Source organism: Colwellia sp. SU-HH01217 (assembly GCF_057543495.1).
On the sequence record NZ_BAAJLX010000015.1, the window covers coordinates 21,067 to 36,887 of the forward strand.

Here is a 15,821-nt window from a genome sequence, read left to right on the forward strand (position 1 = left end):
CATAACTTTAAATTATTTAGGTAATAAAATGCAACGATTAGCACCTGCTTTACGTGAAGATAATGTACCACTTGATCTTATTTCATTAATAAAAACGATATTAGCCGCCACAAAAGAAATTTCTTTTCGTGTCAGCCAAGCGCATTTAGGTGGTTTAATGGGCTCAACCTTAGATGAAAATATTCAAGGTGAAGTGCAAAAAAAACTCGACGTTGTTGCCAATGAATTATTTAAAGATATTTTATTAGAGTCTGGGTTTGTTAAAGCTATTTCGTCAGAAGAGGAAGATACGTCAGTTGCTGGTGAAGAGTACGGTAAGTATATCGTATCCTTTGATCCTCTTGATGGTAGTTCAAATATTGATATTAACTCATTAATTGGCACAATTTTCTCTATTCACAGAGCACCAGAAGGCATGTCTGCAGACGATCCTGATATGTTTAAACAAGCGGGTAATAAACAGGTTTGTGCCGGTTATGTCCTTTATGGTCCGTCAACCATGTTAGTAATGACAACAGGTAGCGGTACACATTTTTATGTTTTAGACAGAACCCATGGTGGCTATTTATTAGTTGAACGTAATGTAAAAATTCCAACAGATACTCAAGAGTTTGCTGTGAATATGTCTAATCAACGTTTTTGGCAACCAGCAATGCAAAATTATGTCAATGATTTATTACTAGGTGACACAGGGCCAAGAAATAAAAATTTCAATATGCGTTGGATTGCAGCCATGGTAGGTGATGTACATCGCGTTTTATGTCGTGGCGGTATATTTACCTATCCAACCGATTCAAAAAATCCTGAACAACCTTACAAACTTCGCTTAATGTACGAAGCTAACCCAATGGCCTTTTTAGTCGAACAAGCAGGTGGTTTATGTGTGACGAGTGAAGGTCGCATTATGGATATTGAACCGACAAGTATTCATCAACGCGTTGAAGTGATTTTAGGCTCTAAAAACGAAGTTGAGTCGTGTTTAGCTTATTATAAATAAGCCATAAGGTTTATAGTTTAAAAAATCAAGTCACCGCAATTTCTAGTAAAAGCTGTTTATTGAGTACAATAATCAATAGGCGGCTTTTTTTTATCCACCTTTTCTTGCTAAAATAGCGCCAATTAAAACTTACTGCGCCAATGAGAGATTATTTCATGCCAAATTATGTTGTCGGACACAAGATCCCTGACTCAGATTCTATTTGTTCAGCTATCGCTTTATCTTATTTAAAAACGACTTTAGGTGAAGAGACTTTACCTGCTCGTTTGGGTGAGCTTACGCCTGAAACCTTGTTTATCTTAGATAGATTTGGTTTTGAGCAACCCATGTTAAAAACAAGCTATGCCGGTGAAGGTGTTTATATTGTCGATCATAGCGATATAGAGCTTGCTCCTGATGATATCGATGAAGCAACTATTTTAGGTATTATTGATCACCATAAATTAGGCGACTTAACAACTGCCACTCCACTTGAAATTTGGGTGCGCCCTGTCGGCTGTACAAACACTATCATCAAAATGATGTATGATTTTCACGGTGTTGAAATTCCTAAAAATATTGCGGGTGCGATGATGTGCGCGATTTTAAGCGACACGGTTATTTTTAAATCACCAACGTGTACAACAGCTGATATTAAATGTGTGGAAGCCTTGGCTGAAATTGCCGGTATTGAAGATTTTAAAGAACTTGGCATGGACATGTTCAAGGTGAAATCTGCTGTTGAAGGGACCCCAATTCGCGAACTTGTTAAGCGTGATTTTAAAGACTTTAATATGAATGGTAATAAAGTGGGCATTGGCCAACTTGAAGTTATCGATTTAAGTGTTTTTGATGATATTAAAGCCGAACTTGCTGCCGATATTGCCACATTAAAAGTAGAAGGCGAACGTCATAGCGTTTTATTATTACTGACTGATATTATGAAAGAAGGCTCAGAGCTATTAGTCGTTAGTGATGATGAAGAGCTAGCACTTAAAGCTTATGGTAAAAACACTACCGACGGTAAAGTTTGGTTAGATGGTGTATTAAGCCGTAAGAAGCAAATTGTGCCTCAGTTACAAGAAGTTTTCGCTTAGCGCCTGATTCATACTTGAGTCTTGCTTGATTAGCCTTTTTGGCTTAAAAATAAAAAAACCCAGCTAAACTTGCTGGGTTTTTAGTATTTAACGGTTAAGTTAAATTAAACGCGTTCAAATACAGTTGCAATACCTTGGCCTAAACCAATACACATAGTGGCTAAACCAAGATTAACATCTTGACCTTCCATTAAGTTGATTAACGTACCTGAAATACGAGAACCAGAACAACCTAATGGATGACCTAATGCAATAGCACCACCGTTTAAGTTGATACGGTCCATTTTATCCTCCACTTTTAATGCTCTTACACAAGAAAGTGCTTGAGCAGCAAATGCTTCGTTAAATTCAAACAACTCAATATCTTCAATCGACAAACCTGCACGTTGTAATGCTTTGTTTGTTGAAGGTACTGGACCAAAGCCCATTGTTGATGGATCGCAACCTGCTACGGCCATACCACGAATTTTAACACGTGGTGTTAAACCTAACTCTTTTGCTTTATCTGCTGACATAACCAACATGGCTGAAGCACCATCAGAAAGCGCAGAAGAGGTTCCAGCAGTAACTGTACCGTTAACCGGATCAAATACTGGACGTAATGCCGATAACCCTTCAGCAGTAGTTTCAGGGCGGATAACTTCATCCGTTTCAACTAAGATTAAACCACCGTCAGCATCGTGACCTTCAGTAGCGACAATTTCATTGTCCCAACGGCCAGCTAGAGTAGCTTCGTGTGCTTTTTGATGAGAGCGCGCGCCAAAGGCATCTTGCATCTCACGTGTAATACCATGTTGTTTACCTAATAACTCAGCAGTTAAGCCCATATTGCCAGACGCTCTCGCAATGTGTTTACTTAATGCGGGATCAAAATCAACATCGTACATCATAGGAACATGTCCCATATGCTCTACACCACCAATTAGAAACACATCACCTTGACCGGCCATAATGCTGGTTGAGGCATCGTGTAATGCTTGCATTGATGAGCCACATAAACGGTTCACCGTTACGCCACCAATTGATTTTGGCAAACCGGCAAGTAGCGAAGCATTACGTGCAATGTTAAAACCTTGTTCTTTGGTTTGTTTAACACAACCCCAAATAACATCTTCAATATCATTAGGATCTAATGCAGGATTACGTTTTAAAATCTGCTCCATTAAATGTGCTGAGAGTTTTTCTGCTCGTACGTTGCGAAAAACACCGGCTTTTGAACGTCCCATAGGAGTTCGAATGCAATCAATAATAACGACTTCTTTCATAATAATTCTCCTAGTAGGTTAAGCTGTTTTAACATCAGTATTAAAGTAAGATTTGCCAGATTTTGCCATTTCGCGTAATCCATCAGTTACCTGATAAATTTCACCTAAATGCGCATAAGAATCAGCCATGGCAATAAAGTTATCTAAACCTAGTGTTTCTAAGTAACGAATTGCACCACCTCTAAATGGAGGGAAACCAATACCGTAAATTAAGCCCATATCCGCTTCGGTTGCCGTATCAACGACACCTTCTTCTAAACAGCGTACCACTTCATTCACCATAGGAATCATTAAACGTGCAATGATTTCTTCACTGGTAACGTCTTTTTTCTCGCCGCAGTTTTCACTGAATAGCTGATAAGCCGCTTCGCTTGGTACTTTCGTTGGACGACCACGTTTATCTTTAATGTGATCGTAGAAGCCTTTACCATTCTTTTGACCAAAGCGATCATTGGTGTATAAAGTGCTAACTGGATCATTTTCTAATTTTTTCATGCGTGTAGGGAAACCAGCAGACATAACACCCGTACAGTGATCCGCAGTATCTACACCAACAACGTCAAGTAAATAAGCAGGACCCATTGGCCAACCAAATTGTTTTTCCATTACTTTATCAATAGCAACAAAGTCTGCACCTTCAAGCACTAATTGGCTAAAGCCTGCAAAGTATGGGAATAAAACACGGTTAACATAAAAACCCGGACAATCGTTTACTACGATTGGCGATTTACCCATTTTAGCCGCATAAGCAACAACAGCTGCAACGGTTTCATCTGAAGTGTCTTTACCGCGAATAACTTCAACTAATGGCATTCTGTTAACGGGGTTAAAAAAGTGCATGCCACAGAAGTTTTCAGGGCGTTTAACGCTTTGCGCTAATAAGTCAATTGAGATAGTTGAAGTATTAGAGGTTAAAATAGCATCTTCACTAATAACGCCTTCGACTTCCGCTAATACCATGCCTTTAACTTTTGGGTTTTCAACCACAGCTTCAACAACAATATCAACACCTTTTACGCTATCGTAACTTAACGATGGCGTTATGTTATTTAACACGCCCGCCATTTTTTTAGCGTTCATACGACCACGTTCAACTTGTTTAGTTAAAATACCAGCGGCAGTATTTAGACCTAAATCAAGCGCTTGATCGTTGATGTCTTTCATAATAATAGGTGTGCCTTTATAAGCAGACTGGTAAGCAATACCACCGCCCATAATACCCGCTCCAAGTACCGCCGCTTTATTTACAGCTTTCGTCGCTTGTTTGGTTGCTTTTTTAGCTTTACCTTTAACGACTTGGTCTGCCATAAACAAACCAATTTGTGCCGTGGCTGCATCAGTTTTTGCAAGTTTCGCAAAACCTGCATTTTCTGCTGCCATAGCGCCAGCGCGATCTAATGTTGCCGCTGCTTCTATTGTTTTTACCATAACCATTGGTGCAGGGTAATGCTTACCTGCTTTAGCAGCAATCATGCCTTTACATGTGCTAAACGTCATAACGCTTTCAACAGGGCTTAACTTAAGCGCTTCTAATTTAGGTTGACGTTTTGCACGCCAATCTAACTTGCCAGCAATCGCTAGTTTCAGCATATTAATGGCTGATGATCTTAATTTATCTGGAGCTACTACCGCATCAAGTAAGCCAGCAGCTAATGCTGAATCGCCACGATGTGCTTTACCTGTAGACATCCACTCGATAGCGTTATCTGCACCAATAATTCTAGGTAGACGAACGGTGCCACCAAAACCTGGCATTAAGCCTAATTTAACTTCTGGTAAACCAATACTAACCGACGTATCTGCAATACGGTAATCACACACTAAGGTCATTTCACAACCACCACCTAAAGCAACACCATTAATAGCTGCGATGGTAGGTAATTGAATATCTTCAAAAGAGTCGAAAACATCTGAAGACTTTTTCACCCAAGAAACTAATGCTTCCTCAGGCTCTTTAAATGAATCTAAAAATTCAGTAATGTCTGCGCCAACAATATAAGTTGACTTGCCAGAGGTTACCATAACCCCTTTGGCATCACTGCAGTTATTTATAGCAGCAACTACTGCGGTATATTCTTCAAAAGTTGCTTTATCGAATTTGTTTACTGATCCCTGAGCATCGAACTTTAATTCTACGATACCGTCTTCAAGTAATTGGGCTGAAAGGCTCTTGCCTTGATATATCATGCGTTGTCTCCTTCACCTAAAAAGTGGTGTTGATGTATTGATGATTTTCAAAATGTTTCACTATAAAAACTCATTAATAGTGTAGTAACTGTGTATTAAATAATCGAGTTATCTAATAATAGTTGACAGAGTGTGCCTTGAATAAATAGGAATAGCAAATTTATTTAAACAGGCGTTTAAATTGATTGTATTAACATAAAAACCCCTTAATTTATAACTGTATAGTGTAAATTTTAATGGTTTTAACTATTCATGATTCTTTTAATAACTGAGATTTATACATTGATTAATTCCAATTTTATGAAATAACAAAGCAGTTACAAATTGGCAATACCTTTAGCTTAACGTACACTGTGCTCAACTTTAGCGCTCTATTTATTACAGATTTGGAATAGTTTAATGAAACTGCCAGACCGGCTCAATACACCAGAAAACCTATTACTTGCTATGGCATTTATCATGCCTTTAGTGTTTTCTGTTTGGATGGTGTTACTTAACAATTTTGTTATTGAAAAAGCTGCTTTTACCGGTGTGGAAATTGGTATTTTACAAAGCTTGCGCGAAGTCCCAGGTTTTCTAGCATTTACGGTAATTTATGCGTTAATTTTTATTAAAGAGCAACGCCTTGCCATTGTATCTTTGGTACTAACCTCGGTAGGGGTCGCTTTAACTGGCCTATTCCCAAGTGTACTTGGTTTATATGTAACAACAGTCATTATGTCTATCGGGTTTCATTACTTTGAAACACTAAGTCAATCGCTAACCTTGCAGTGGATAAACAAAAAAGACACCGCGCATTTTATGGGGAAAATGCTATCGGTAAAATCAATCGCGTCTTTATTAGCCTTCTCAAGTATTTGGTTGTTGATGGAACAATTCTCTTGGTCGTATCAAAACACTTATTTATTATTTGGCGGTTTAGCATTAATTTTTACCTTGTTACTCGCGGTTGGTTTTACGCATTTTGAAGAAAAAACACCACAAACTAAAACTTTAATTTTGAGAAAGCGTTATTGGTTATTTTATGCGCTAACCTTTTTTAGTGGCGCCAGAAGGCAAATCTTTGTCGTTTTTGCCGGTTTCTTAATGGTAGAAAAATTCCATTATTCGGTTGCCGATGTTAGCGCTTTATTTTTAATTAATTATGTTTTTAATTGGTTATTTGCTGCAAAAATTGGCAAGTTAATCGGTAGATTAGGTGAGAGGAATATTTTAAAGTTTGAGTACGTTGGTTTAATTGTTGTTTTTATCTCTTATGCCTTAGTAGAAAATGCTCATATCGCTGCTGCACTGTATGTTGTCGATCACCTATTTTTTGCTTTAGCTATTGCAATAAAAACTTATTTTCAAAAAATTGCAGCACCTGAAGATATTGCCTCAAGTGCTGGCGTCAGTTTTTCAATTAATCATATTGCTGCTGTAATAATTCCTGCGTTATTAGGATTGTTGTGGATTGTAGATGAATCGTTAGTCTTTTATATTGGTGCAGGTTTTGCCCTATGCTCATTAGGTCTATCCTTGCTAATTCCTAAAATCCCAGCAATTGGTAATGAATTTAGCTACCTTGAAAAACAAGCTGAACTGCCAAGCGTAATAAAGCGTTAACAGTTAAGCCTTGAATAAATTACAAGAAAAAAAATTAAGACATTAAAAACAGACTAGTTCATTAAAAAATTTTAACGACAGTAAGTGAATTGTTTAGATAAAGTTTATTGGTTGTCATTTAAAAAGGCTAAGAACTCATTGGCGGGCATTGGTTTAGCATAATAAAAGCCTTGCACTTCATCACAGCCTAATTCAATTAGACGTGTTTGTTGTTCAATTTCTTCAATACCTTCAGCAATCACTTTTAAATTCATTTGTTTACCAAGGTTAATTATTGTTTCAACAAGTAACGACTTACCTTCTTCAGTAATATCTGTAACAAATGAGCGATCGACTTTTAACCGATCTAAAGGCAATTTTTGTAAGTAACTTAGCGACGAATAGCCAGTACCAAAGTCATCCAGAGCAATACTTATACCCTGGTTTTTCAATTTGACTAAGGATTCAATTACAATTTGAGGATCGTCCATTAAAATATTTTCAGTAATTTCTAGCTCAAGTTTTTGTGGCTCTACTTGATGCACTTGAGTCGCTTGAATAATACTTTCAACAAAATTGGCTCGTCTAAATTGTGGAATTGACACGTTCACGGAAATACTAACATGACCAAAACCTTGGGCTTCTAGCGTATTAATTTGCACACACGCTTGATTAATTACCCAGTCACCAATATCAATAATTAACCCTGAATATTCCGCTAAAGGAATAAAAATGGCGGGTGAAATAAACTTACCATCGGCAGTTCTCCAGCGCAATAAAGCTTCTGCGCCTATCACTTTACCAGTAACTAAGTTTAATTGTGGTTGATACCAAAGCTCTAAACGGTTTTCAGAAAAATCGGTTCTTAATTGGCGAATCATACCTAAACGCCATAAAGTTTCATCTTCCATTTCTTGGCGGTAATAAATAAAGTTCTCATCTAATGTTTTCTTAGCCAAATTCAGGGCTATATTAATTTGATTGAGTACTTTAACACCACCTGTTCCAGCATGTTCTTTAGTACAAAAACCAATACTGATATTGGTTGGTAATTTTTGTTCACCTGCATCCAGCGGCAAATTAAATAAAGCGATAATATGATCAGGATTAATAAATTCACTTGGCCCAATAATACCAAAAACATCAGCACCAACACGCGCTAAGCTGCATTGATCGCTTAATTGATTTAGCCTTTTTGCCACTGAAACTAACAATTGATTGCCAACTTCTTGTCCTAAACCATCATTAATATCACTAAAATGGTTAAGATCAATTAATGCAGCAACTGTATCATCACTGCCATTTTGTGAAAATTTCTCGAGGAAATTCACAAACTCTAAACGATTTGGTAAATCTGTCAGCCAATCTTTATAAGCGGCATTACTGAGTTTTTGAAATAAATGCACATTTTCATAACCCGTTGCAATGTTTGATAAAAACACTTCAACCAGTTGTTTATTAATATCGGAAAGCTCACTGTCTAATTCAAAGTACATCGCCGCACGATAACCACCACTGGTGAGGTACAATGAAATAGTATTAGCATGTTCTGTTGAAAAAAAGCTATTTTGTTTACTTTGAAAACACTGAAAAATTTGCTGGCTTGCTTGTGGATTATTCAATACGTCCAGTTTTTGATTGACTAAAGTCGATGAAAAGCCTACTTGACCTAAAATATAAAAACTTAAATCATCGGCAACATCGATAATGCCATGACCTCTAGCGCAAAAAACGCCTGAAACTCCACCATTAGAGCCAAAGAGTTGAATAAATTCTTTTAACACACCATGAGCATAATCTTGCACGTTGTGCAGTTCTAATAGCTCTGATGCTGAAGATATAATATTTTCTAAACCAATGCGGTTTTGATTAACTGTAGATATTTGCTGAAAAGAACGAATAGCGGCATAAACAGTGGTTACTAATTTACGACGCGTTAACTCTGTTTTGGTTTTGTAATCATTGATATCGTAATCTTTAATGACGCTTTCTTCTGGGGCATAACCGGGCTGGCCTGTTCTTAAAACAATACGTATATCTTGGCGCTTAAGGATTTCTCGGATATGTTTAACGACATTTAAACCGGCATCATCGGTTTCCATAACGACATCAAGTAATACTAAAACGATGTCAGTATTATCTTCAATTAATTGACAAGCATCTTGCCCCGAATATGCATGAAGATATTCGAGACGACGATCAAGCACAACTAAATCAGAAAGTGCTAATTGAGTGACTGAATGTATTTCAGGATCATCATCAACGATCAGTACTTTCCAAGTTTCACCGTTATTTTCATCATAAATTTCATCTTCATCGCTATCGTCGATAAAGAGAAAGTCATCATTGGTGTTTTCAGAAGCCTGCATACTGTCCTTAACTAACTTAGTCACATTAACTAGTTTAGTCTATTTATTAGTAGAGTTGACAAATATTCAATAAATGCAAATAACACTGCGTTAATTTTAATTAAAACATAATATAACCATATACCCTACATAATAAAAGTCAGTTTAATATTATTCAACAAAACTTTTACAATAAAAAATTCATTCTTTCATTTATTTATCAAAACATGAAAGAATGCTATAGATTACTTACTTCTATTCAAATTTGTAGGGCGTTACTTCACAATGACTAAGTCAGAAGGAAAAAGTTCAGTCATCTTATCGCAAACGGATGATGAATCTACTTTAGTTGTTCCAGTGGTTAATAACAACGAAAAAAACAAACCCCATAGTGCTAAAAGTGCTTCCACGCAAATGCAGTTGTTGCATTTAGCCAAGCAGTTCGCTTTAGATGGCGTGTTAGTGCCAGAGCTTCAGCAAGTACCTCTTGAAGACCGTGCGCGTAAACGTGAGCGCTTAAGTCATTTGCGCAAGCAACAAAACATGGAAGCCATTATTCAAAAAGCATTAGCGTACTGCTCAGATGGTGATGTAGTTAATCGAACCGATCAAGACTGGTTTAACAGTTATATTTCACTAGCTGAAGATATTAGCAATAATACGATGCAGGATTTATGGGCAAAAATTTTAGCGGGTGAAATTTATCAACCGGGCTCTTATTCATTAAAAGCTTTACAGGTTTTTAGAAAAATGAGTATTAATGACGCTAAATTATTAGCCAAGGCTTGTTCTTTAGCAATTAAAGATCATAGCCGTAAAAATATTCGACTTATCTCAGGTTGTTATCAAAAGCCCGGCATACTCAATATGTTCGATAAAAACCGACAAAAAAATGTCAACTTAAGCCCTTTTGGTTTTAATTATTCTGACTTACTCAACTTAGCCGATAACCATCTTATTTTTACTCAAGAAAGTGAAACGAATAATTTAAATAAAGGGGAGTGTTTAAACTTTAACTATAATGGTTTGAGCTTTGCAATGACCACTAAAAAAGCCAATTGTGTCTTACGGTTCTATAAATTTACCGCGATAGGAGTAGAGCTTGCGCATTTAATAGGTGATAAGCCTGACACAGCTATTAACGAGTATTTAAAACAACAGCTAAGTTCTCATTTTTCGATCACTTAGCTATCGTCTTAATTGAAAATTAAATACCGTCACCATCGGTATGTAGTCCGCATTCACGCTGCGCACCTCGGGTATCGCTTTCTTCCATACCCAAAGTTAGTGGCTTAGTACTATGAACATCACCTACTGATACATAACCTTTATCCCATAATGAATGATAAGGCAGCCCATGTTGAGTTAGGTATTGATGTACGTCTTTATTACTCCAATCAATAATCGGGTGTACTTTAAAACGACCGCGTAAAATACTCACCACAGACAAACCTTGTCGATGGCTAGATTGTTGGCGGCGTACACCTGAAAACCAAGTATTAGCATTTAATTCGTTTAGTCCACGCTCTAATGGCTCAACTTTGTTTAAACGGTTATATTGCTTTAACGCAGCTTCCCCTTGCGCCCATTGCTCACCATATCTTGCTTGTTGCCAGGCGGCACTTTCCTTTGCACTATAAACATGCAAATTGAGCTTCAATTTATCTGTTAACTGATCAATAAATTGATAAGTTTCAGGGAACAAATGGCCTGTATCCGTCAATATCACTGGAATATTGACATCAATTTGAGTCATTAAGTGCAACATGACCGCTGATTGAATGCCAAAACTTGATGACAAAACAAAGTGACTAGGCAAGTTTTCCATTGCCCATTCAACTCGCTTAACAGCGGTTTGTTGTTCTAACTGTTCGTTCCACTGCTTTAACCATGTATCAGGTAAAGAAGCAGGAAAGCGATTATTGATCGGGGCTTGATAAGACGCTGCCACGCTATTTTTAATCACTTCGCTAGACGACTGAATATTAGTCATGAAAATCCCTTACGCTAACGATAACCTCATCAACAATCCCCACACGAATAACAAAGTCACCAAAGGCTTCATTGCTATTACGCTCAGCAGACCAACGAGAAACTAAGTGATCAATTTCAGCCAGTAATGCGGTTTCAGATAAGTTCTCTTGATAAATTTTAGGGATACGAGTCCCAGCCTTATTACCGCCTAAATACATATTGTATTTACCAGGCCCTTTACCAACTAACCCTAATTCAGCAAGCAAGGCTCTTCCGCAACCATTAGGACAACCTGTAACACGTAAAATAATGGTTTCGTCTGTAATATTGTGCGTATTTAAAATCCCTTCAACACTAGTCACTAAACCAGGTAAATAACGCTCTGCTTCTGCCATTGCAAGTGGACATGTTGGAAAAGCAACACAAGCCATTGAGTCTTTACGTTGAATTGAAACAGCATCATCAATTAAGCCGTGTGCACGCGCTATTTTTTCAATATTTGCTTTGTCTTGTTCATTAACACCAGCAATAATTAAATTTTGGTTTGCCGTCATACGAAAATCGCCTGTATGTACTTTAGCAATTTCAGCCACACCTGTTTTAAGTGGTTTGTTTGGATAATCTAATAAACGACCATTTTCAATGAACAAGGTTAAATGGTGCTTGCCATCGATACCTTCAACCCAGCCAATGCTATCGCCGCGGCTGGTAAATTCATAACTGCGAGATTCTTCAAATTTTATGCCTGCGCGTTTTTCAACTTCAGCTTTAAAAACTTCAATGCCTACACGATCTAAGGTGTATTTTGTTTTGGCATTTTTACGGTTTACTCGGTTACCCCAATCACGTTGAGTAGTAACGACTGCTTCCGCAATCTCTAATGTTTTAGCTAAAGGAATAAAACCAAAGTCATCCGCGCGTCGTGGGTAAGTCGCTTTATCACCATGTGTCATTGCCAAACCACCACCAACAAGCACATTAAAACCGACTAACTTGCCATTTTCGCTAATCGCCACAAAGTTTAAGTCGTTTGCATGCACGTCTATATCATTTTTAGGAGGGATCACAACCGTCGTTTTAAACTTACGAGGTAAATATGCTTCACCTAAAATAGGTTCAACTTCTGTGGTTTCAACTTTTTCTTCGTCTAACCAGATTTCTGCATAAGCACGAGATTTAGGTAATAAGTGCTCACTAATTTTAGTTGCCCACTCATACGCTTCTTGATGCAACTCAGATTCAATCGGGTTAGAAGTACAAAGCACGTTACGGTTAACATCACCAGCTGTTGCTATAGAATCAATACCAATGCTATTTAGCGTTTGATGCATTAATTTAATATTAGGCTTTAACACACCATGAAACTGAAATGTTTGTCTAGTTGTTAAGCGAATACTGCCATAGCCAGTAAATTCATGAGCAAACTTATCAACGGCTAACCACTGTGTAGGGGTAATAATACCGCCAGGCATACGCGCACGTAACATAACGTTATGCATAGGCTCTAGTTTTTGCTTTTGACGTTCAGCTCTAATGTCGCGATCGTCTTGTTGATACATGCCATGGACACGTATAAGTTGTGAATTATCTGGTCCAAAACCACCAGTAATGCCATCATTTAAATCGTCCGCAATCGTACCGCGTAAAAAGTTACTTTCAACTTTCATACGTTCGTTATCAGATAGCTTTCCGCTTACCACAAGTTCTACATCGTTGTTTTTTTCAATTGTTGAAGTGCTCATTAATACACATCCTTCTGGTAACGCTTACTAATGCGTAAGTCTTTTAAATATTGTTCAGCTTGCTCTGCCGTTAACTGGCCTTGTTCCGCAATAACGTCGACTAATGTTTGATGAACATCTTTTGCCATGCGGTTAGCATCGCCACAAATATAAAGATGTGCGCCACGCTCTAACCATGCGAATACTTCTTTTGCTTGTTCTTTTATACGATCTTGCACATACACTTTTTTCGCTTGATCACGAGAAAAAGCAACGTCCATTTTCGTTAACAAGCCTGACTTCAAATAGTTTTGCCACTCAACTTGGTATAAAAAATCTTGAGTAAAGGTTTGATCACCAAAAAACATCCAGTTATCGCCGGTAGCTTCATTAGCTTCGCGCTCTTGCATAAAGGCTCTAAAAGGTGCCACGCCAGTGCCTGGACCTATCATTATTACTGGAGTATCGCCACTTTCAGGTAATCTGAAGTTATCGTTGTGCTCGATGAACACTTTAACTTCACCACCTTCGGTTAATTGTTGCGTTAAAAAGCTAGACGCGCCGCCTAAACGTAAACTATCACCTGCTTGATAACTGACTAAACCTACCGTTAAGTGAACTTCTTCTTCGACTTCCGCCTGGCTTGATGCAATTGAATATAAGCGAGGCGTAATTTTACGTAAACTATCTGCAAAATCTTGTGCTGACACTTCACCTTGATACTGCTTAACAATATCAATAACTTGATGATTACTCGCAAATTCGCGCGCATCATCTTTATTGTCGGCAACTTTTGTCAGTTCAGTATTGGCAGATGCTTTTGCCCAAAACTCAATAAATGCAGGGGCTGTTTGGGTAATTTCTAATTCAGTAATTAAAGCATCACGAATTGAAAGGCTTTTCTCATTACCTGCGATTTTCAACGTTACTTGTTCATCAGCAGCTAGCGATAAAGCAGTAAGTAGCTCATCAACTAATTCAGCACTGTTTTCAAACCAAACACCTAACGCATCACCGGGTTGATAAGTTAAGCCTGAATCAGCTAAATCAATTTCTACATGCGCCACATTTTTTGCTGAATCACGTCCAGTAATTTTTTGGCTGACAGATAGCTGAGCAGTAAAAGGGTTTTTCTTATCAAATTGACTTGTTAATGCTTCAGCAACCGCTAAATTAACGACATTACCAAGTGGCTCAACACTTTGTGTTAACTCTTCTTTAAGCGTTTGAACAATAGTTGTCGTCCATGCATTTGCTTCATCATCGTAATCAACATCGCAATCAACACGAGCACTGACCTGTTTAGCACCGAGTGCTTGCAAACGCTCATCAAAATCTTTACCCGTTTGACAGAAAAATTCATAGCTACTGTCGCCTAATGACAAAACGCTATATGACAAATTAGGTAATTTAGGTGCTTTTTTCGATTGTAAAAATTCATGGAATGCTAATGCATCATCAGGCGGCTCGCCTTCACCATTGGTACTGGCCACAATTAATAAATGCGTTTCAGACTTAAGTGACTTTACTTTGTAGTCGGCAATATTCTTAAAGTTAACTTTTACACCTGCAGCACTGGCGCTATCGCTTAACTGCTTAGCAACACCTTTAGCATTACCTGTTTGCGATGCATATAAAATCGTTAGCGTTGGCGCTACTTGCACCTGTGGAGCAATAGCACTATTGGCTTGAGCAACAGGCGAGTTTTCGCTTTTAGCGGCTAAATAACCACTTGCCCATGCAAGCTGCAATGGAGAATAACTACCGATTGTTTGTTGGAGTGAGGCTAATTGATTAGCGTCTAATACTGCTGAAGTATTAATGTTTGTATTTTGTTGTTCTGGCAACATGGCAGTCATTTCACCTATTTTCGATTGATGGCGTAAGGATAGCCGCTCTTTCCACCTTTTAAAAAGAATAGATATTGACTTTTTATTCCAAAAAAGAATAAGCGATGATTTTTAAACAAAATTTAGACAATCGCTTAATATCAGGTTATTTTATGGCTAGATTTAGCTGTTAAGAAAATTGAAATGTTGTTAAAAGTTGTTACTACTTTATGGTTATCTTTGGGTGTGATATTGAGTTTATCCGCGCAAGAATCAACAAAAGATCCTATCTATAAATTCCACTCTAAAAATGGCGTACCAACGTTTTCAGATATGGAGCCTTTAGACACGCCTTACGAAGTTATTAAGTTCGGTTGCTATGCTTGTGATGTAAAGTCTCAAGTCGATTGGCACAAAGCACGCTTGTATTTAACGCAATTTAGAGAAGTTATTAACAATGCTGCTAGAAAAAATAATATTGATCCAGCCTTTGTTCGCGCAGTTATACATGCAGAGTCACATTTCAACCCTCGAGCAATTTCTAAACAGGGAGCACAAGGATTAATGCAACTAATGCCCGCTACCGCCAAGTGGTTAGGTGTTCATCAACCATTTGTTGCTGAAGAAAACATTAACGGCGGAGTAAAGCATTTAGCCCGTTTATTAAAAAAATATCACGGTAATGTCAGAATGGCTTCGGCGGCATACAATGCAGGTGAAGGTGCGGTAAAACGCTTTGGAGGTATTCCACCTTATGAAGAAACCAAAGTTTACGTAGAAAGAGTGGGGATTTTACACCAAAGATATCAAGATAATGTCTCACAGATCACTAAAATATAA

At 37.8% G+C, this 15,821-nt stretch carries 11 protein-coding genes; 5 read left to right on the forward strand and 6 right to left on the reverse strand.

What is annotated here, in order from left to right; genetic code table 11:
* Window positions 1-28 precede the first annotated feature (28 nt).
* The gene (locus AC27G3_RS15520; RefSeq protein WP_487123094.1) at window positions 29-997 is read left to right on the forward strand and encodes a class 1 fructose-bisphosphatase; all 969 of its coding nucleotides are present in this window, start codon (window positions 29-31) and stop codon (window positions 995-997) included.
* Window positions 998-1,152: 155 nt separating this feature from the next.
* Window positions 1,153-2,073, forward strand: coding sequence for a manganese-dependent inorganic pyrophosphatase (locus tag AC27G3_RS15525; protein ID WP_487123096.1), 921 nt, complete (start codon window positions 1,153-1,155; stop codon window positions 2,071-2,073).
* A gap of 104 nt (window positions 2,074-2,177) precedes the next feature.
* Here the strand turns inward: AC27G3_RS15525 and fadA are convergent, their stop codons facing one another.
* Together fadA and fadB are read right to left on the reverse strand one after the other, a co-directional pair.
* A complete protein-coding gene (fadA, locus tag AC27G3_RS15530) occupies window positions 2,178-3,338 on the reverse strand; it encodes an acetyl-CoA C-acyltransferase FadA (protein WP_487123098.1) in 1,161 nt (386 codons plus the stop codon).
* A gap of 18 nt (window positions 3,339-3,356) precedes the next feature.
* On the reverse strand, window positions 3,357-5,525 hold the full coding sequence (gene fadB, locus AC27G3_RS15535) for a fatty acid oxidation complex subunit alpha FadB (RefSeq protein ID WP_487123100.1): 2,169 nt from the start codon (window positions 5,523-5,525) through the stop codon (window positions 3,357-3,359).
* 399 nt (window positions 5,526-5,924) lie between these two features.
* Here fadB and AC27G3_RS15540 point away from each other — a divergent pair, with 399 nt between their 5' ends.
* A complete protein-coding gene (locus AC27G3_RS15540) occupies window positions 5,925-7,130 on the forward strand; it encodes an MFS transporter (RefSeq protein ID WP_487123102.1) in 1,206 nt (401 codons plus the stop codon).
* Window positions 7,131-7,234: 104 nt separating this feature from the next.
* Here AC27G3_RS15540 and AC27G3_RS15545 read toward each other — a convergent pair whose 3' ends face one another.
* Window positions 7,235-9,478: a bifunctional diguanylate cyclase/phosphodiesterase gene (locus AC27G3_RS15545; protein ID WP_487123104.1), complete on the reverse strand. Its 2,244-nt coding sequence runs from the start codon at window positions 9,476-9,478 to the stop codon at window positions 7,235-7,237.
* A gap of 264 nt (window positions 9,479-9,742) precedes the next feature.
* Here AC27G3_RS15545 and AC27G3_RS15550 point away from each other — a divergent pair, with 264 nt between their 5' ends.
* Window positions 9,743-10,645, forward strand: a complete 903-nt coding sequence (locus AC27G3_RS15550; protein WP_487123106.1) for a TIGR03899 family protein — start codon at window positions 9,743-9,745, stop codon at window positions 10,643-10,645.
* 19 nt (window positions 10,646-10,664) lie between these two features.
* On the opposite strand, the gene AC27G3_RS15555 is transcribed toward AC27G3_RS15550, so the two are convergent.
* From AC27G3_RS15555 to AC27G3_RS15565, 3 genes are read right to left on the reverse strand one after another with little or no spacing between them, the layout of a single operon-like run.
* Window positions 10,665-11,450 carry a phosphoadenylyl-sulfate reductase gene (locus AC27G3_RS15555; RefSeq protein ID WP_487123108.1) on the reverse strand — a complete coding sequence of 262 codons (786 nt, stop codon included), beginning with the start codon at window positions 11,448-11,450 and terminating at the stop codon, window positions 10,665-10,667.
* Complete coding sequence (cysI, locus tag AC27G3_RS15560; protein ID WP_487123110.1) at window positions 11,443-13,173, reverse strand: assimilatory sulfite reductase (NADPH) hemoprotein subunit; 1,731 nt, start codon at window positions 13,171-13,173, stop codon at window positions 11,443-11,445. The genes AC27G3_RS15555 and cysI overlap by 8 nt, the downstream gene beginning before the upstream one ends.
* Window positions 13,173-15,002 carry an assimilatory sulfite reductase (NADPH) flavoprotein subunit gene (locus AC27G3_RS15565; protein WP_487123239.1) on the reverse strand — a complete coding sequence of 610 codons (1,830 nt, stop codon included), beginning with the start codon at window positions 15,000-15,002 and terminating at the stop codon, window positions 13,173-13,175. The genes cysI and AC27G3_RS15565 overlap by 1 nt, the downstream gene beginning before the upstream one ends.
* A 183-nt stretch (window positions 15,003-15,185) precedes the next feature.
* Here AC27G3_RS15565 and AC27G3_RS15570 point away from each other — a divergent pair, with 183 nt between their 5' ends.
* Window positions 15,186-15,821, forward strand: a complete 636-nt coding sequence (locus AC27G3_RS15570) for a lytic transglycosylase domain-containing protein (RefSeq protein ID WP_487123112.1) — start codon at window positions 15,186-15,188, stop codon at window positions 15,819-15,821.